The sequence below is a fragment of the Pseudomonas sp. HMSC067G02 genome, from assembly GCF_001813485.1.
GTDB lineage: Bacteria > Pseudomonadota > Gammaproteobacteria > Pseudomonadales > Pseudomonadaceae > Pseudomonas > Pseudomonas aeruginosa.
The window spans coordinates 117,013-135,085 of record NZ_KV812681.1 but is presented as its reverse complement, the minus strand read 5'-3'; the positions used below and the strand labels follow the sequence as shown (position 1 = coordinate 135,085).

The following is an 18,073-nucleotide window of genomic DNA, read 5'->3' as shown; positions in this document are numbered from 1 at the left end:
GCCGCCGGCGCCCCGTATGCTGGCGCGGTCCCCCAGCCAGGCCTTCGCCCCGATGCACGACCTGCTCGCCGCCCCGCCCCCCGCCGACCTCGCCAGCCTGCTGGCCAGCCTGCGCCAGGTCGAGGCGCTGCTCGACGCCATGCCCGGCGTGGTGTTCTTCGTCAAGGACGAGCGCGCCCGCTACGTCCTGGTCAACCGCACCCTGGCACGCCGCTGCGGCGTGAAGGACAAGGCCGAACTGCTCGGCCGCAGCGCCGACGAGGTCTTCCCTTCCAGCCTCGGTCCGCTCTATGCCGAGCAGGATCGGCGCGTGCTGCGCGGCGGCGCGACGCTGGAGAACCAGTTGGAGCTGCACCTCTATCCCGGTCGCCAGCCGGGCTGGTGCCTGACCCACAAGCAGGCGCTGCGCGATGCCGACGGGGCGATCATCGGCATGGCCGGCATCTCCCACGACCTGCCGGCGGCGCAGTCGGCGCACCCGGCCTACGGCCGGCTGGCGGCGGTGGACGCGCATATCCGCGAGCACTACGACCAGCCGCTCAGCCTCGCCGATCTCACCGCCATCGCCGGGCTCTCGGTGGCGCAACTGGAGCGTCACTGCAAGCGCATCTTCCAGCTCACCCCACGGCAGATGATCCACAAGGCGCGGCTCGGCGCCGCCTCGCAACTGCTCGCCGGCGACGCGCCGATCACCGAGATCGCCCTGCGCTGCGGCTACACCGACCACAGCGCCTTCAGCCGCCAGTTCAAGGCGCTCACCGGACTCTCGCCGAGCCAATACCGCGAGACCCATCGCCAGCCCCGAAAAGCGTAACGCCTCGCCCCGCCAGGGGGCGGCGGTAGCAATCCTGCTCCCTTTTGTAACACCGCCGGCCGCGTCCGAGCGGGGCGCAGTCCGGCGCGGCATGGCACAGCGACGCGCCAGCCAAAGCGGTCGCGCTCCAGCGAAAGATTTTTTATCGGCGTCGGACGAGGTTCTGGCACAGCCATTGCTCGCTTAAAATATCGTATACGAAATCACAAATACGAGATGTGCCGCCCTTCCGCTCAACCGCATCGCCAGAGGCCCCCATGAATACCAAGAAGACCCTTGCCCTAGCCCTCACCGCTGCCCTGGGCTGTTCCCTCGCCGGTCTCGCCCAGGCCGACAAGCTCGACGACATCATCGAGTCCGGCAAGCTGCGCTGCGCCGTCACCCTGGACTTTCCGCCGATGGGCTCGCGCGATGCGCAGAACAACCCGGTGGGCTTCGACGTCGATTACTGCAACGACCTGGCGAAGGCCCTGGACGTCAAGGCGGAGATCGTCGAGACGCCCTTTCCCGACCGCATCCCGGCACTGGTATCGGGTCGCGCCGACGTGATCGTCGCGTCCACCTCGGACACCCTGGAGCGGGCCAAGACCATCGGCATGAGCATCCCCTACTTCGCCTTCGTCAAGGTGGTACTGACCCGCGAGGACACCGGCATCGCCAGCTACGAGGACCTCAAGGGCCGCCCGGTCGGCGGCACCGCCGGCACCTTCGAGGCGCTGGCCCTGGAGAAGGACAGCAAGGCCTGGGGCGACGCCAAGGGCAGCTTCCGCGCCTACCAGTCCGAGGCCGACACCGCCCTGGCGATCAGCCAGGGGCATATCGACGCCACGGTCGTCTCTTCCACCGTCGCCGCCTCGTGGATCAAGTCGGGCAAGTACAAGGGCCTGAAGATCGCCGGTGACGCGCCCTATGACATCGACTACGTGGCCCTCGGCGCCAAGCGCAACGAATACGGCCTGCTCAACTACCTGAACCTGTTCATCAACCAGCAGGTGCGCACCGGCCGCTACGCCGAGCTGGCGCAGAAATGGGTCGGCGGCACGGCGCCGGAGCTGACCACCAGCGCGGTCTACCGCTGAAGCCGAGGGCGCGGTCCGCCGCCGGACCGCGCCGTTCCCCCCCGTCCTGGATGCGCCGATGAAGCACGCACACCTCATCGTTCCCCGTACCCTGGTCGCCGGCAGCGCGTCCGGCGAACTGCTGTACGCCCCGACCGGCCTGAGCTTCTGGGGCGGCGTCGACCCGCGCAGCGCGGAAGTGATCGACCGCCACCACCCGCTCAGCGGCCGCCATCTACACGGCAGGCTGCTGGCGATTCCCGGCGGGCGCGGCTCCTGCACCGGCAGCAGCGTACTGCTGGAACTGATCCTCGGCGGATGCGCGCCGGCGGCGATCCTCCTGCGCGAACCGGACGAAATCCTCGCCCTCGGCGCGATCGTCGCCGAGGAACTGTTCGGCCGCTCGCTACCCATCGCCTGTCTCGGCGAGCGCTTCGACGAACTCGCCGCCTATCCCTGGGCGCGCCTGGCCGACGGTCGCCTGGAACTCCACCGCGATGCCCCGCCGCCGCTGGAGGCCCGGCCCGCCGAAGCGCTGGCGACCGATGCCGGCCCGCGACTGGACGCCTTCGACCAGGCCCTGCTCGCCGGCGAACACGGCGAAGCCGCGCGCCTGGCGATGCGCATCGTCCTGCGCATGGCGGCGTTGCAGGGCGCGCAACGGCTGGTCGAGATCCAGCGCGCGCACATCGACGCTTGCATCTACACCGGCCCGGCCGGCCTGCGCTTCGCCGAGACCCTGCGCGACCTCGGTGCCCGGGTGCGGGTACCGACCACCCTCAACGCCATCTCCGTGGACCAGCGCCGCTGGCGCGAACAGGGCGTACCCGCCGCCCTCGGCGAGCCAGCCGCGGCCCTGGCCCAGGCCTATCTCGACATGGGCGCGCAGCCCAGCTTCACCTGCGCGCCCTACCTGCTCGACGACAGCGCGCGTGCCGGCGAACAGATCGTCTGGGCCGAGTCCAACGCGGTGCTCTTCGCCAACAGCGTGCTCGGCGCACGCACCAACAAGTACGCCGACTTCATGGATATCTGCTGCGCCCTCACCGGTCGCGCGCCGCTGGCCGGCTGCCACCTCGACGAGCAGCGCCAGGCGCGGGTACTGATCGAAGTGGAAGACCTCGGCAGCGTCGACGATGCCTTCTACCCTACCCTCGGCTACCTCTGCGGCCTGCTCTGCGACGGACAGATCCCGGCGATCGACGGCCTGCGGCAGCGGCAGCCGGACCGCGACGCGCTCAAGGCCTTCGGCGCGGCGCTGGGCACCAGTTCCTCGGTGCCGATGTTCCACGTCATCGGCGTCACCCCGGAAGCCCCTGACCTGGCCAGCGCCTTCGGCGGCCGCGCGCCGCGGCGGACCCTGCGGGTCGGACGCGAGCGCCTGCGCGACGCCTGGCGCGAGCTGGACAGCGCCGGCGAGACGCGGATCGACCTGGTGGCGCTGGGCAACCCGCACTTCTCCGCCAGCGAATTCGCCCAGCTCGCCGCGCTCTGCCACGGCCGCCGCAGACACCCGGAGGTAGCGCTGGTGATCACCAGCAGCCGGCAGGTCGTCGCCCAGGCCGAAGCGGCCGGGCACCTGGCGACGCTGCAGGCGTTCGGCGCGCGGCTGGTCACCGACACCTGCTGGTGCATGCTCGACGAACCGCTGGTACCGCCGGGCGCGCGCACCCTGATGACCAACTCCGCCAAGTATGCCCACTACGCCCCCGGACTGGTCAGCCGCCAGGTGCGCTTCGCCGGCCTCGCCGGCTGCGTCGAGGCCGCCGTCGGCGGACGGGCCCCCGCCGGGCTGCCCGCCTGGCTGAGCGAGGACTGCTGATGTTCGACTACACCTTCCACTGGCGCTCGGCGTTCAACGCCCTGCCGGAGATGCTCGCCGGCAGCCTGGTGACGCTCCAGGTCACCGCGCTGTCGATGCTCTTCGGCATCCTCATCGCCCTGCTCCTGGCCTTCGCCCGGCTCGGCGGCAACCGCCCGCTGCGCGCCGCCGCCGGGGCCTGGATCTCCATCGCGCGGAATACCCCGGCGCTGTTCCAGATCTACATCCTCTACTTCGGCCTGGGCTCCTTCGGCCTGCACGTCAGTTCCTGGTTCGCCCTGCTCGCCGGGGTCACCTTCAACAACGCCGGCTACCTCGCCGAGACCTTCCGCGGCGGCCTCCAGGCGGTGCCCGAGACCCAGTTGCGGGCGGCCCGCTCGCTGGGCATGAGCGCGCCGCAGGCCTATCGCCTGGTGGTGATCCCGCAGCTGCTGCGAGTGGTGTTCTACCCGCTGACCAACCAGTTGGTCTGGGCCATGCTGATGACCTCCCTCGGCGTGGTGGTGGGCCTGACCAACGACCTCACCGGCGTCACCCAGGCGCTCAACGTCAAGACCTTCCGCACCTTCGAATACTTCGCCCTGGCCGCCGTCCTCTACTTCGCCATGGCCAAGCTGCTGGTGCTGGCCGCCCGCCTGCTGGGCTGGCGCCTGTTCCGTTACTGAGGGGAATGCCGTGTTCACCACCAGCCTCACCGCCAACGACCTGCTGTTCCTCCTGCAAGGCGCCTGGACCACCCTCGCCATCACCGCCATGGCGATGCTGATCGGCACCCTGCTGGGCGTCGTCTTCGGCCTGCTCCGCGCCCTGCTGCCACGCGCCAGCCTGCCACTGGCGGCTCTGCTCGACGTATTCCGCAGCGTGCCGCTGCTGATCCAGTTCGTCCTGCTCAATTCCTTCAAGAGCATCCTCGGCCTCGACTGGAGCGCCTTCGCCGTGGCCTGCCTGGTGCTCGGCGTGTACGCCGCCGCCTACTGCACCGAGGTGGTCCGCGGCGGCGTCCTCTCGGTGCCGCCGAGCGTGCGCCGGGCCGCGCGTTCGCTGGGCCTGAGCTACCGCCAGGACCTGTTCCACATCGTCCTGCCGATGGCCGCCCGGGTGGCCTTCCCCGGCTGGGTCAACCTGACCCTGTCGGTGATGAAGGACACCTCGCTGGTGCTCTGGATCGGCATCGTCGAACTGCTGCGCGCCTCGCAGACCATCGTCACGCGCATCCAGGAACCGCTCTTCGTGCTCTGCATCGCGGGGCTCGTCTATTACCTCATGAGCTGGGTGGTCGCGCGACTCGGCGCCCGGCTGGAACGGAGATGGCAGCAATGATCGAGATCAGCGGCGTGCACAAGGCCTACGGCCAGTTCGAGGTGGTCAAGGGCGTCGACCTGAGGGTGGACAAGGGCGAGGTGCTGTCGATCATCGGCGGCTCCGGTTCCGGCAAGTCGACCCTGCTGATGTGCATCAACGGCCTGGAGCCGATCCAGCGCGGCAGCATCCGCGTCGACGGCATCGACGTGCATGCCCGCGGCACCGACCTCAACCGCCTGCGGCGGAAGATCGGCATCGTCTTCCAGCAGTGGAACGCCTTCCCCCACCTGACCGTGCTGGAAAACGTCATGCTCGCGCCGCGCAAGGTGCTCGGCAAGAGCCGCGCCGAAGCCGAGGCGATGGCGCTGAAGCAACTTACCCACGTCGGTCTCGGCGACAAGCTCAAGGTCTTCCCCCAGCGCCTTTCCGGCGGCCAGCAACAGCGCATGGCGATCGCCCGGGCGCTGGCGATGTCGCCGGACTACATGCTGTTCGACGAAGCCACCTCGGCGCTCGACCCGCAGTTGGTCGGCGAGGTGCTGGACACCATGCGCCTGCTCGCCGAGGAAGGCATGACCATGGTCCTGGTCACCCATGAGATCCGCTTCGCCCGCGACGTGTCCGACCGGGTGGCGTTCTTCCGCAATGGCCTGGTCCACGAGATCGGCACCCCCGACCAGGTGATCGGCAACCCGCAGCGGCCGGAGACGGTGGAATTCCTCCGCTCGGTGCTCTGAGCCCGCCCCCGCACAGGAGATAGCCATGCGTTCGCAGCGGATCGTCCACATCGTCAGTTGCCATGCCGAAGGCGAGGTCGGCGACGTGATCGTCGGCGGCGTCGCCGCGCCGCCCGGCGCCACCCTCTGGGAACAGTCGCGCTGGATCGCCAGAGACCAGGACCTGCGCAACTTCGTCCTCAACGAACCGCGCGGCGGAGTGTTCCGCCACGCCAATCTGCTGGTGCCGGCCAAGGACCCGCGCGCGCAGATGGGCTGGATCATCATGGAACCGGCCGACACCCCGCCGATGTCCGGTTCCAATTCGCTGTGCGTGGCCACCGTACTGCTCGACAGCGGCATCCTGCCGATGCGCGAACCGCTGACCCGGCTGCTGCTGGAAGCGCCGGGCGGGCTGATTGAGGCCCGCGCGGAATGCCGCGACGGCAAGGCCGAGCGGGTGGAAATCCGCAACGTGCCGTCGTTCGCCGACCGCCTCGACGCCTGGATCGAAGTCGAGGGCCTCGGCTCGCTACAGGTCGACACCGCCTACGGCGGCGACAGCTTCGTCATCGCCGACGCCCGGCGCCTGGGCTTCGCCCTGCGCGCCGACGAGGCCGCCGAGCTGGTCGCCACCGGCTTGAAGATCACCCACGCGGCCAACGAACAACTGGGCTTCCGCCACCCGACCAACCCGGACTGGGACCATCTGTCCTTCTGCCAGCTGGCCGCGCCGCCGGAGCGCCGCGACGGTGTCCTCGGCGCGAGCAACGCGGTGGTCATCCGCCCCGGCAAGATCGACCGCTCGCCCTGCGGCACCGGCTGCTCGGCGCGGATGGCGGTGCTCCAGGCGAAAGGCCAGCTGCGGGTCGGCGAACGCTTCGTCGGGCGCTCCATCATCGGTTCGGAATTCCACTGCCACATCGAGTCGCTGACCGAACTCGGCGGCCGTCCGGCGATCCTCCCGTGCCTGTCCGGGCGCGCCTGGATCACCGGCATCCACCAGTACCTGCTCGACCCGGACGATCCCTGGCCGCAAGGCTATCGGCTGTCCGACACCTGGCCCGGCGGCCACTGCTGACCACCCCGCCCGACCGCAGACAGCGGCCGGGCGGAAACCGATCCGGCGCGTACCGGATCGCCCACGACGGCGAACGCTGCCGTCGCCCTGTGACTCGGACCGCAGCGGTCCGACTGAATTCGTATACGAAATACGAAGAAAGGAGAAACCATGAGCAAGCACGTCAACTGGAGCGGCGTATTCCCCGCGGTCACCACCCAATTCAACGCCGATTTCTCGGTGAACCTGGAGGAAACCCACACGGTCATTTCCAACCTGGTGCGCGACGGCGTGTCCGGGCTGGTGGTATGCGGCAGCGTCGGCGAGAACACCTCGCTGACCATCGAGGAGAAGATGGCCGTCACCGAGGTCGCCAAGGATGCCTCCGGCGGCCGCGTGCCGGTGATCTGCGGGATCGCCGAGTTCACCAGCGCCGGCGCGGCGAAGGTGGCCAAGGCGGTGGAGCGGGTCGGCGTCGACGGCATCATGGTGATGCCGGCACTGGTCTATTCCTCCAAGCCGCACGAGACCGCCGAGCATTTCCGCAGCGTGGCCAGCGGCACCGACCTGCCGGTGATGGTCTACAACAACCCGCCGATCTACCGGAACGACGTCACCCCGGACATCCTGGTTTCCCTGGCCGACTGCGAGAACATCGTCTGCTTCAAGGACAGCTCCGGCGACACCCGCCGCTTCATCGACGTACGCAACCAGGTGGGCGAGCGCTTCATCCTCTTCGCCGGCCTCGACGACGTGGTCCTGGAAAGCGTGGCGGTGGGTGCCCAGGGCTGGATCTCGGGAATGTCCAACGTGTTCCCGAAGGAAGGCGAGACCATCTTCCGCCTGGCCAGGGCCGGGCGCTTCGCCGAGGCGATGCCGATCTACGAGTGGCTGATGCCGATCCTCCATCTCGACGCCCGTCCCGACCTGGTGCAGTGCATCAAGCTCTGCGAGGAACTCGCCGGTCGCGGCAGCGTCCTCACCCGTCCACCGCGCCTGGCCCTGCGCGGCGCCGATCGCGAGCACGTGGAGCGGATCATGGCCAAGGCCCTGGCCAGCCGGCCGGCGCTGCCGGACGTCGGCTTGTAGCCGGCGCCGCGCCCTCGCCGCCTCGCTCCCCAGGGAGCGGCCGGCGAGAGCCAGCGGCAGAGCATTCCGTCCACCGTCCCCAGGGAGGCCCCATGCCCAGCATCCTCGGTCACAATTACGTCGGCGGCGCTCGCAGCGCCGCCGGCAACCTCATCCTGCGCAGCCTCGACGCCGACAGCGGCGAAGCGCTGCCCTACGCCTTCGTCCAGGCCACCGCGGCGGAGGTCGACGCCGCCGCCCGCGCCGCCGAACGCGCCTATCCACACTACCGGCAACTGTCCGCCGCGCGCCGCGCCGGATTCCTCGAGGCGATCGCCTCGCGCCTCGACGCCCTGGGCGACGACTTCGTCGCCCTGGTCCGTCGCGAGACCGCGCTGCCCGCCGTACGCATCCAGGGCGAACGGACACGTACCGCCAACCAGTTGCGGCTGTTCGCCGAAGTCCTGCGGCGTGGCGACTTCCACGGCGCGCGCATCGATCGCGGACAACCCGGGCGTACCCCGCCGCGCCCCGACCTGCGCCAGTGGCGAATCGGTCTCGGCCCGGTGGCGGTGTTCGGTGCCAGCAACTTCCCGCTGGCCTTTTCCACCGCCGGCGGCGACAGCGCCGCCGCCCTGGCCGCCGGCTGCCCGGTGGTGGTCAAGGCCCACGGCGGACACATGGCCACCGCCGAATGCGTGGCCGACGCGATCCTCCAGGCGGCGGCCGACAGCGGCATGCCGGACGGGGTATTCAACATGGTCTACGGCAGCGGCGTCGGCGAGGCGCTGGTGCGCCATCCGGCCATCCGCGCGGTCGGCTTCACCGGTTCGCTCAAGGGCGGGCGCGCACTGTGCGACCTGGCAGCGGCGCGGCCGCAGCCGATCCCGGTGTTCGCCGAGATGAGCAGCATCAATCCGCTGGTGGTGCTCCCCGAAGCCCTGCGCCGGCGCGGCCGCCAGGTGGCGGAGGAGCTGGCCGCCTCGGTGACGCTCGGCTGCGGCCAGTTCTGCACCAAGCCGGGCCTGGTGCTTGGCCTGCGCTCCCCCGGCTTCGACGCCTTCGTCGCGGCCCTGGGCGAGGCACTGGCCGCCAGGCCGGCACAGAGCATGCTCAACGCCGGTACCTTGCGCAGCTATATCGAAGGACTGCAACGCCTGGAGCGCCATCCCGGCATCCGGCGCCTGGCCGGCGCGCCACAGGAAGGGCGGCAGGCCCATCCGCAGTTGTTCAAGGCCGACGTGGGCCTGTTGCTGGAAGGCGACGCACTGCTCCAGGATGAGGTGTTCGGCCCGGCCACCGTGGTCGTCGAGGCAGCCGACGAGGAACAGCTTGCCCGCGCGCTGGACAACCTGCACGGCCAGTTGACGGCGACCCTGATCGGCGAAGCGGACGATCTCGCGGCGTTCGCCGGGCTGGTCCCGCTGCTCGAACGCAAGGCCGGGCGCCTGCTATTCAACGGCTATCCGACCGGCGTCGAGGTGTGCGACGCCATGGTCCACGGCGGCCCCTACCCGGCCACCTCCGACGCTCGCGGCACCTCGGTGGGAACCCTGGCCATCGAACGCTTCCTGCGCCCGCTGTGCTACCAGGACTACCCCGACAGCCTGCTCCCGGACGCCCTGAAGAACGCCAACCCGCTGGGCCTGCTGCGCCTGGTCGATGGCCGGAGCACGCGCGAGGCCCTGGATTGAGCACGCCTGGAAGCCTGGATGGCGGATAACTCCGTTGGCGCTATCCGCCCTACGCAGTCGTCCTCGTTGCGCCACGCTGTCCGGTCCGCCCCTCGCCTTGCGCTCACTCCAGCAACGCCAGCAGCTCCCGGTGCAACGCCTCGGGAATCGTCACGCCGTCCCTGGCGCTGCGTTCGCGCGCTTCGAAGCGTCGCTGCGAGGGCAAGCGCGCGCCCTGTTCGACGATGCCTTCGAACAGCGTCTCGGCGCGCGCCAGGTGCTCCTCCGCCGAGGCGCCGAGCATGCGCCGCGGATCGATGGCGATCAGCAGTTCGCCACCGTAGGGAGAAGAACGGCTGCCCTCGTCGTAGGCCAGCGACTCGGCACTGGTCAGGTCGCCGATCAGCGGACCGGCGAGCAGTTCGACCATCGCCGCCAGGGCCGAGCCCTTGTGCCCGCCGAAAGTGAGCATGGCGCCTCGCAACGCGGCGCTGGCATCGGTGGTCGGCTCACCCTGCTCGTCCACCCCCCAGCCCAGCGGGATCGGCTTGCCGGCGCGTTCGTGCAACTGGATCTCGCCACGCGCCACGGCGCTGGTGGCGAAGTCGAAGACGAACGGCGGGCCGTCCGGACGCGGCCAGCCAAAGGCGATCGGGTTGGTGCCGAAGATCGGCTTGCGTCCGCCCGCCGGCGCCACCCAGGCATGACTCGGCGTGGTCGCCAGGGCCACCAGGCCCGCCTCGGTGAGTGCCTCGACCTCAACCCATAGCGCGGAGAAATGCACACAGCGGTTCACCGCCATCGCCGCGATACCCTGGCTGCGGGCCTTCTCCAGCAGATGCGGCAGCCCCAGCCGGAATGCGCACTGGGAGAACCCGCCATGGGCGTCGACCCGCAGCAGGCCGGGAGCGATGTCGTGCAGTTCCGGCTCGGCGTCGGCGGATACCTTGCCGGCCTTCAGGGTGGCGATGCAGCCGAGCAACCGCCAGATACCGTGGGACGCGCATTCGTCGCGCTCCCCCGCCACCAGGGTATCGGCCACCGCCTGTACATGGGCTTCGCTGAAAGCGTGCCGGCGCAGGATGCGCACGGCCAGCTCGCGGACCTCGTCCAGCGTCATTCGGATCACGGGCTTCTCCTTGTTCGACCAATCCCTAGGGTGGCCTGCCGCGACAGCCTTCTCTTGACCTCAATCGACCCTGAGCATGCCGAAAACGGCACAACCGGCTCGAGCACATCGAAAACTTACAGAAAATTCCTATCAATCATGTAAGGCAATTCCAAATAGCCCCGCAGCCCCTCAAGAAACCCCTCCGCGCCCCGCTACAGGGCCAAGCACCTTCCCACAGCCCGGTCGGAGACCACCCCATGCTTCTTCGTCGTATCGCCATCACCCCACGCGCCGTCATCGGCTTCGCCATCCTCGCCTCGCTGCTGGTGGCGCTCGGCCTCTTCGCGCACAACCGCATGGGTTCGCTGAACCGCGCCGCCAGGGATATCGGCGAAGTCTGGCTGCCCAGCGTCGAAGCCTCGGCCCAGCTCAGCGGCCTGATGAGCGAACTGCGCCTCGGCGAGATGAACCACGTGCTGCTGCACGACGCCACGCGCATGCGCCAGCAGGAACAACGGATGGACGAGGTCATCGCTACCCTCGCCAGGGTGGAAAGGGAATACCGCCCCTTGCTGGTCCTGGACGAGGAGCGCGCGTTGCTCGACCAGTTCGTCCAGCGCCAGCAGGAATACCTCGAAGGACACGCCGCCCTGCTCGCGCTGTCCCGTGACAACCGTACCGACGAAGCCAGCGTGCTGATGGGCGGGGCCCAGTTGCAGCGCTACGAGCAGGTGCAGCGGACCCTGAAGCAACTCATCGCCCTCGACCGCGAGGCCGCCCGCGCCTCCACCGCCGAAGCCGCCGATGTCTACTCCCGGGCCTCCACCGCGATCCTCGCGGTGCTGCTGGTGGCCCTGGCGGCCAGCGTGACGATCGCCTGGCTGCTGACCCGCAGCATCGTCGTGCCGATCCGCCAGGCGGTGTCCTGCGCCGACCGCATCGCGGCCCGCGACCTGACCGGCGAGATCGCCAGCGACGGCGACGACGAGCCGGCGCAACTGATGAAGGCCATGCGCAGCATGCAGGCCAGCCTGCACGACACCATCGAGCAGATCGGCGATTCCGCCGCGCTGCTGGCCGCCGCTGCCGAGCAACTGAACGCGGTGACCGAGGAAGGCAACCGGTCGCTGGCCCGGCAGAACGATGAGATCGAGATGGCCGCCACCGCGGTCAACGAAATGAGCGCGGCGGTCGAGGAGGTCGCGCGCAACGCCAGCTCCACCGCCGAGGCCTCCAGTCTCTCGGAACGGGCCGCCGGCAACGGCCGCGCACGGGTCGGACAGACCGTCCGCTCGATCCGCCAGATGAACACCGAGATCGGCCAGACTGCGCGCCTGGTGGAGGGCCTGGCCAGCCAGGCGCAGGACATCGGCAAGGTGCTCGACGTGATCCGCGCCATCGCCGAGCAGACCAACCTCCTCGCCCTCAATGCCGCCATCGAGGCCGCCCGCGCCGGCGAGCAGGGCCGCGGATTCGCGGTGGTCGCCGACGAAGTGCGCGCCCTCGCCCACCGCACCCAGCAATCGACCCATGAGATCGAAGGCATGATCGCCAGCGTCCGCGAGGGCACCGACACCGCGGTGTCCGCGATGCGCGAGAACGACCAGCGCGCCCGGCAGATGCTCGACGAGGCCGAGGCCGCCGACCACGCCCTGGGCGAGATCGCCGAGCACGCCACGCGGATCAACGAGCGCACCCTGGTGATCGCCAGCGCTGCCGAGGAGCAGGCCCACGTCGCCCGCGAGGTCGATCGCAACCTGGTGAACATCCGCGACGTTGCCGTGCAGACCACCCAGGGCGCCGAGCAGACCCGCGGCGCCAGCCACGAGCTGTCGCGCCTGGCCAACGACCTCAAGGGCATGATCGGTCGCTTCGTGGTCTGACCCGCAGGCGAGCTAGGGCGTCGCGCGGCGCAGCACCAACTGCCCGCCGTCGCCCTTCTGCACCCGGTAGTCGCCCTCGCCCTGGCGACCGAGGAGCATCAGGGTCAGGCCGCCGCGTTCGAGCAGCGCGATCCCGGCCGGGGTAGGCCTCCAGGCGCGCGGCTCGCTGGGCAGCCAGCGCGTGAGGCAGGCGGTATCGCCGCCCAGGTCGTAGCCACTGGCTTCCGCCACTTCGCTGTCGCGCAGCTCCAGGTGGCAGATCGCGGGCGCCTCGTCCTGCTGCAGGGTCCATTGCCCGGCGAGATCGGAAGCGCTGAGAAGAATCAGACTGCTGGCCATACTGATACCTGTGCTGAAAAAACCGCAGAGCAAGCAAACCATCCTGGAGAGCTTCGCGCTTGCCGACATCGAGAGATCTCCTTCAAGCCTGGAACATCGGATAACACGGCGAACGCCGCCCGCCATCCTCGCTTCGAACGCCAGCGCGCGCCAGGCGCCGCGGGCCTCCGTTCGTCCGCCGGGTCGCCGGCCCACGGGCGCGCCACAGTTCACAACTTCGCTCCTGTGGAAGACACCTATCAATTCGAACAGTGCCCGGCCGGCCGAAGGGCCGCGGTTCGTACCGCCGCACCGAACCGCGCCCGTGTCAGCGCGTCAGACGACGATGTCGGCCTGGGTCGCCTGGCCGATCAGATTGATCGCGAAATCGGCATGGGCATCCCCGCTGAAGTCGATCGCCAGGCTGCCGGCCTTGCTCGCCGCGTCGTAGGACAGGATCGCCTGGCCGGCCTTGCCGGCGAAGGCGTCGACGTATTGCAGCACCAGCCCGCCGTTGACGAAGGCGTCCAGCCCGGACAGGTCGATCTTGTCCTGGCCGCTGACGAAGTCGCGCAGGGTATCCGCCGCCGCCGCGGAGGACTCGGCGATATCGCCGTAGACGAAGGTGTCGGCTCCCGCGCCACCCCACAGCTGGTCCGCGCCGAGGCCGCCGTAGAGGATGTCGTTGCCGGCGCCGCCCTTGAGCACGTTGGCCACGTCGTTGCCGATCAACAGGTCGCTACCCGAGCCGCCGATGGCGTTTTCCACGGTGACCCCGGCAGCGATCGACACATTGCCCTTCAACCCGCCGACATCGGACAGCGCCTTCTCGTTGAGGTTGATCTTCTGGTTCTGGCTGAAGCCGGAGAAGTCCAGGGTGTCGTTGCCGCCGGCGTCCCACACCGAGAACACCAGCTTGGAACTGGACGAGGTGGCGCTGTAGAAGTCGCGCTCGGTGTTGGAGTTGAAGCCGTACACCGTGTCGCCGGTGCGGGTGGTCAGGTTGGCCCCGTAGAGCTTCTGGATCGCCGCGATGTCGTCCAGCAGCGGTGCCGAGGAATAGGCGCCCTTGAAGTCCTGGCCGGTGTTCTGCTCTTCCCAGTAGCTCATCACCGAATAGGCGCGGGTGTCCTCGGCGTAGGTAGCGTCGGCGTAGGTGGGATCGCCCTCGCCGGCGTTGTAGTCGCCGGGGTGGCTCAGGCCCAGGGTATGGCCGATCTCGTGGGTCAGCGTCTGGCGTCCGTAGTTGCCGTTGGCCGGATTGACGTTGGCGCTGTAGCTGCTGTTGATCAGGTACCAGGATTGCCCCTTGAGCGCATCCGGTACATCCGGCAGGAAGGCGAACGCCGCACCGCCGACACTACTGCTGAAGTTGCCGAAGGTCAGGTCGCCCTGATCGCCCTGGCCGGCGTCGACGAAGTGGATATTGGTGACGTCCGCCCAGGATTGCAGCGACAACTTGGCCTGGGCCTGCTGCTGCGCGGAGAAGGCGCTGAACTTGCCCAGCGAGTAGATATCGCTGACATACTTCCACGGCGTATTGAAGAAGTCGTTCGGCTTGGTCAGGAACGAATAGGACAGGGTCAGCACCGAGTCGCCCGGCGCTTTCTGCCAAGACGCCTGTTCGCGGAGGATCTGCTCCGCCGCCTGGTCGACGGTATAGGACGGATGGCCATTGACCAATTCGTCCCCGCCCCGCGCATAGGCATGCAGGAAGTTGTCTACCTGGGTATACGCATCGCTACGACCTTTCAATGCAAGAGAATTGCTGGACATTGTCATATCCCTTTAAGTTGTAAAGGAAATAACTCGGATACAATTATCGGATGGATAATTGCAGTTATCGGCCAGATCAGGCCGAAGTCCAAACTGACACAGCTCATTTTCCAATGTCCACAGGTTTCACGAAAAAAATTAAGCTGCACTTAAAGCATATGCACGAACGAATTCCGCATATATGAAATCATGCAGGAAAGATAAACTACCGAAGACACTGGAATATTATAAAAACCGTTTCATATAAATAGCGCCTTATTGAAAAAACAATTCCATGCGTATTGTTCGACCTCTGTCGACCCGCCCGGGACATCGACTTCACGCCAGGCGAACAATTGCCTGCACGTCCTTCGCGGTCTCAATTGAGCGCGCCCCGGTTTTCCTCCGTATCGGTCTTCGACAGGGTGTGCAACGGCGCCGGGCAATCCGTCGTCGCGCAGTCGCGGCGGCGCGCCGGCGTCTCGCCGGAAACGAAGTTCGCCGCCACCAGTTCCAGGTCGGCTTCGTCCAGCACCCCGGCGTAGAAACGCAGGCGTGCCCAGGCCGTGAGGTAGTCGTACTTGGCCTTGGACAGCTCGTTCATCGCGCTGTACAGCGCCTGCTCGGCGTTCAGCAGGTCGAGGTTGACCCGCACCCCGGCGGCGATGCTCTTGCGCGTAGCCATCACCAGCGTCCGCGCCGAATCCACGGTCATCTCGTAGGCGCGGATCTTCGCCGCGCTGCTGCTGCTCTGGTTGTACATCTTGCGCACCTGGTTGAGGGTCTCGCGGACCTTGTCGTCCAGGTCGTAATGGCTCTTCTCCATGCGATGCGTGGCCTGGCGCGTCGCCGCCAGGGTCTCGCCGCCGGAGAACAGCGGAACGCTCAACTGGATGCCGACGCTGTCGGTCTCGTAGCGCTGGTTGTAGGTGTTCTCCGAACCGGACTTGGACTTGCCGGTGCTGGCGTACAGGCCCAGGCGCGGCAGGAAGTCGGCGCGGTTCTGCTCGACCTCGTAGCGGGCCACGTCCACCGCGTGGCGCAGCGAGGCCAGCTCGGGATTCTCGGCCAGCGCCAGGTCGCGCCAGGCGGTGTAGCTGGCGGGGCTCAGCGGGCGCACCTGGAAGCGTTCGCCGAGCGGCGCCAGGTCGGCGATCTCCAGCGGCGCCCCGACCAGCCGCTCCAGCTCGCGCAGGGCGGCATCCTGGCTGTCCCGCGCCTCGATTTCCTGGGCCTGGGCCAGGTTGAAGCGGGCCTGGGTCTCCAGGGTGTCGGTGCGGGTGCCGTTGCCGCGCTCGAACTGGCGCTGGTTGAGCTGGAACTGCTCGCGGTAGGAGCGTTTCTGCGCCCGCGCCAGTTCGATCTGGTCCTGGGCCAGCAGCGCGCCGGTATAGGCTTCCAGGACCCGGACCAGCAGTTCCTGGCTCTGGCTGCGGAAGCGCTCGTCGGACAGCAGCGCCTGGGCCACGCCCTTGCGGTAGCGGCTGAAGGCCTCGTAGTCGAACAACGGCTGTTGCAGGCTGAGGGTGGAGACGTAGCTGTCGTAGTCGCGGTCTTCCTTGAAATCGCCGCGGGTGGTGGCCTGGGTCACATCGGACCAACTGCGCCCACGGTTGTAGCTGTACACCAGGCGCGGCAGCAGCGCCGCGCGGCCGAGCGCACGGTATTGCCTGCCGGCCTCGTGCTCCTGGATCGCGGCCTGGAACTGCGGGTCGTTCTCCAGGGCCAGGTGATAGCCGTCCAGCAGGCCGAGGGCGAAGGCATCCTCGCGCAGCAGCAACAGGAAGGCGCCGAACAGCCAGGTCATCAGGCGGCGCATGGTCATCGGTCAGTTCTCCGCCAGCGCCACGTGGGCGCGGTCGAACAGGGGCTTGAACAGGTAGTTGAGCAGCGAGCGCTCGCCGGTGCGGACGAACACCTGCACCGCCATTCCCGGGCGGATCTGCAGGCCCTTCAGCTTGCCCATCGCGGCCGCGTCGACCTGGGCGCGCAGCGCGTAGTAGGGCTGCTTGTTCTGCTCGTCGAGCAGGCGGTCGGCGCTGACCATGGTCACCTCGCCGGTGACCCGCGGGGTCTTGCTCTGGTTGAAGGCGGTGAACAGCATCTCCACCGGCAACCCGCTGTGGATCCGGTCGACCAGGTTCACCGCGAGCTGGCCCTCCACTTCCAGGCTGTCGCTGTTGGGCACGATGTACATCAGCAATTCGCCGGGGCCGATCACCCCGCCATCGGTGAACACCTTCAAGCCGGCCACGTAGCCGCTGACCGGCGCGCGGATCTCGGCGTGCCGCAGTTCGTAGCGCGCCGAGGACAGCTCCTCCCAGAGTGTCCGCGCATTGACCTGGGTTTCCGCCAGTTGCCCGTTGACTTCCTTGCGGTACTCCTCCTCGCGTTGGGCGATGCGCATCTGCGCCTCGGCGATGCTCTGGCGGATCTGCCCGAAGCGACCGCTGCTCTCCGATAGCCGGGCGTTCACCTCGGCCAGTTGGCGCTCCTGTTCGAGCAACTGGTTGCGCGGCATGTAGCCTTCTTCGGCGAGGTCGCGCGCGCCGCTCAACTGGCTGTTCAACAGGCGTTGTTGCAGGCGCTGGTTGCCCTCGGTCTGGCGCAACCCTTCGAGCTGGGCGCGCAGCCCCTCGATGTTCGCCCGCAATGCGGAGAGTTCGTTGGCCAGCGCGGTCTGGCGGCTGCGCAGCAATTGCCGCTGCAACTCCAGGCGCTCGCCGAGGGTCGGCAGCGGGGCCTGCTCGGCCAGCCCCGCGGGCATCTCCAGGGTCCGCCGGCCGTCGTATTCGGCCTGCAGGCGCGCCTGGTTGAGCCGCGCGTTGGCGTACCGGTTGAGCAGCGAATCGACGTTGGCCCGGGCCTGGGTCGGTTCCATGCGGATCAGCGGCTCGCCCGCCTCCACATGCTGGCCGTCGCGCACCAGGATGTGCTTGACCACCCCGCCCAGCGGATGCTGCACCGACTTGCGCTGGCCGGAGATGATCACCGTGGCCGGCACCGCCACGCCCTGGTCGAGCGGCGCGAAGGCGGCCCAGAGCAGCGCACCGCCGAAGCCGAACAGGACCAGCAGCCAACCCAGTCGCGCATAGGCGTTCTCGTCGCGTTTCACCGTGCGGGTCATTCCACACCTCCCTGGCGCGGCGCGGCCACCACCTGCGGCGCGCCGTAGCCGGCCACCCGGTAGTCCGCGCGCTGCTGCGACGCCGACGCGGCGCGCTGGTTGTTCAAGGCGGCGAGCACCTGGTCACGCTCGCCGTACAGGTGCAACTGGCCGGCGTTCAGCGCCAGCAGGCGGTCGGCGCAACCCAGCACGCCGGCCCGGTGGGTGATCAGCAGCACCGTGCAGCCACGCGCCTTGAGCGCTTGGATCGCCGCCAGCAGCGCCTGCTCGCCGCTGTCGTCGAGGTTCGAGTTGGGTTCGTCGAGCACCACCAGGGTCGGCGCACCGTACAGCGCCCGGGCCAGGGCGATGCGCTGGCGCTGGCCG

General features: G+C 68.6%; 15 protein-coding genes and 1 pseudogene. 10 read left to right on the top strand and 6 right to left on the bottom strand.

The genetic code is table 11. The features are described from left to right. Positions 1-16: 16 nt before the first annotated feature. The 9 genes from HMPREF2914_RS15410 (at position 17) to HMPREF2914_RS15370 (ending at position 9,534) form a co-directional block, all read left to right on the top strand. The gene (locus HMPREF2914_RS15410) at positions 17-814 is read left to right on the top strand and encodes an AraC family transcriptional regulator (RefSeq protein WP_003110834.1); all 798 of its coding nucleotides are present in this window, start codon (positions 17-19) and stop codon (positions 812-814) included. 257 nt (positions 815-1,071) lie between these two features. After that, positions 1,072-1,893, top strand: coding sequence for an ABC transporter substrate-binding protein (locus tag HMPREF2914_RS15405; RefSeq protein WP_003082561.1), 822 nt, complete (start codon positions 1,072-1,074; stop codon positions 1,891-1,893). A 58-nt stretch (positions 1,894-1,951) separates the two neighbouring features. Beyond that, complete coding sequence (locus HMPREF2914_RS15400; protein ID WP_023092073.1) at positions 1,952-3,694, top strand: cis-3-hydroxy-L-proline dehydratase; 1,743 nt, start codon at positions 1,952-1,954, stop codon at positions 3,692-3,694. Further along, positions 3,694-4,359: an amino acid ABC transporter permease gene (locus HMPREF2914_RS15395; RefSeq protein WP_003086750.1), complete on the top strand. Its 666-nt coding sequence runs from the start codon at positions 3,694-3,696 to the stop codon at positions 4,357-4,359. The genes HMPREF2914_RS15400 and HMPREF2914_RS15395 overlap by 1 nt, the downstream gene beginning before the upstream one ends. A gap of 10 nt (positions 4,360-4,369) precedes the next feature. Next, positions 4,370-5,014: an amino acid ABC transporter permease gene (locus HMPREF2914_RS15390; protein WP_003082557.1), complete on the top strand. Its 645-nt coding sequence runs from the start codon at positions 4,370-4,372 to the stop codon at positions 5,012-5,014. After that, positions 5,011-5,733: an amino acid ABC transporter ATP-binding protein gene (locus HMPREF2914_RS15385; RefSeq protein WP_003086746.1), complete on the top strand. Its 723-nt coding sequence runs from the start codon at positions 5,011-5,013 to the stop codon at positions 5,731-5,733. The genes HMPREF2914_RS15390 and HMPREF2914_RS15385 overlap by 4 nt, the downstream gene beginning before the upstream one ends. Positions 5,734-5,758: 25 nt before the next feature. Beyond that, positions 5,759-6,793: a trans-3-hydroxy-L-proline dehydratase gene (locus tag HMPREF2914_RS15380; protein WP_003082552.1), complete on the top strand. Its 1,035-nt coding sequence runs from the start codon at positions 5,759-5,761 to the stop codon at positions 6,791-6,793. Between the two features lie 150 nt (positions 6,794-6,943). After that, positions 6,944-7,861 (top strand): dihydrodipicolinate synthase family protein, encoded by a 918-nt coding sequence (locus tag HMPREF2914_RS15375; protein WP_023092074.1) that lies wholly within the window; start codon positions 6,944-6,946, stop codon positions 7,859-7,861. A 92-nt stretch (positions 7,862-7,953) separates the two neighbouring features. After that, entirely contained in the window at positions 7,954-9,534 is a 1,581-nt protein-coding gene (locus tag HMPREF2914_RS15370) for an aldehyde dehydrogenase (NADP(+)) (protein WP_023092075.1), read from the top strand. 103 nt (positions 9,535-9,637) lie between these two features. Here the strand turns inward: HMPREF2914_RS15370 and lhpD are convergent, their stop codons facing one another. After that, positions 9,638-10,642 (bottom strand): bifunctional delta(1)-pyrroline-2-carboxylate/delta(1)-piperideine-2-carboxylate reductase, encoded by a 1,005-nt coding sequence (gene lhpD, locus HMPREF2914_RS15365; protein WP_003082545.1) that lies wholly within the window; start codon positions 10,640-10,642, stop codon positions 9,638-9,640. A 239-nt stretch (positions 10,643-10,881) separates the two neighbouring features. Here lhpD and HMPREF2914_RS15360 point away from each other — a divergent pair, with 239 nt between their 5' ends. Next, positions 10,882-12,507, top strand: coding sequence for a methyl-accepting chemotaxis protein (locus HMPREF2914_RS15360; RefSeq protein WP_021264476.1), 1,626 nt, complete (start codon positions 10,882-10,884; stop codon positions 12,505-12,507). A gap of 12 nt (positions 12,508-12,519) precedes the next feature. Here the strand turns inward: HMPREF2914_RS15360 and aprI are convergent, their stop codons facing one another. From aprI to HMPREF2914_RS15335, 5 genes and pseudogenes are all read right to left on the bottom strand, one after another. Further along, entirely contained in the window at positions 12,520-12,915 is a 396-nt protein-coding gene (aprI, locus tag HMPREF2914_RS15355; protein ID WP_003082543.1) for an alkaline proteinase inhibitor AprI, read from the bottom strand. Positions 12,916-13,161: 246 nt separating this feature from the next. Continuing rightward, a complete protein-coding gene (gene aprA / locus HMPREF2914_RS15350) occupies positions 13,162-14,601 on the bottom strand; it encodes a serralysin family metalloprotease AprA (protein ID WP_023092076.1) in 1,440 nt (479 codons plus the stop codon). Positions 14,602-14,959: 358 nt separating this feature from the next. Further along, positions 14,960-16,405 carry an alkaline protease secretion protein AprF gene (gene aprF / locus HMPREF2914_RS15345; protein ID WP_023092077.1) on the bottom strand — a complete coding sequence of 482 codons (1,446 nt, stop codon included), beginning with the start codon at positions 16,403-16,405 and terminating at the stop codon, positions 14,960-14,962. Positions 16,406-16,408: 3 nt separating this feature from the next. Then, a complete protein-coding gene (aprE, locus tag HMPREF2914_RS15340) occupies positions 16,409-17,707 on the bottom strand; it encodes an alkaline protease secretion protein AprE (protein ID WP_023092078.1) in 1,299 nt (432 codons plus the stop codon). After that, positions 17,704-18,073 (bottom strand): annotated as a pseudogene (locus HMPREF2914_RS15335) (ATP-binding cassette domain-containing protein); the annotation flags it as partial. The gene aprE and the pseudogene HMPREF2914_RS15335, both read right to left, overlap by 4 nt.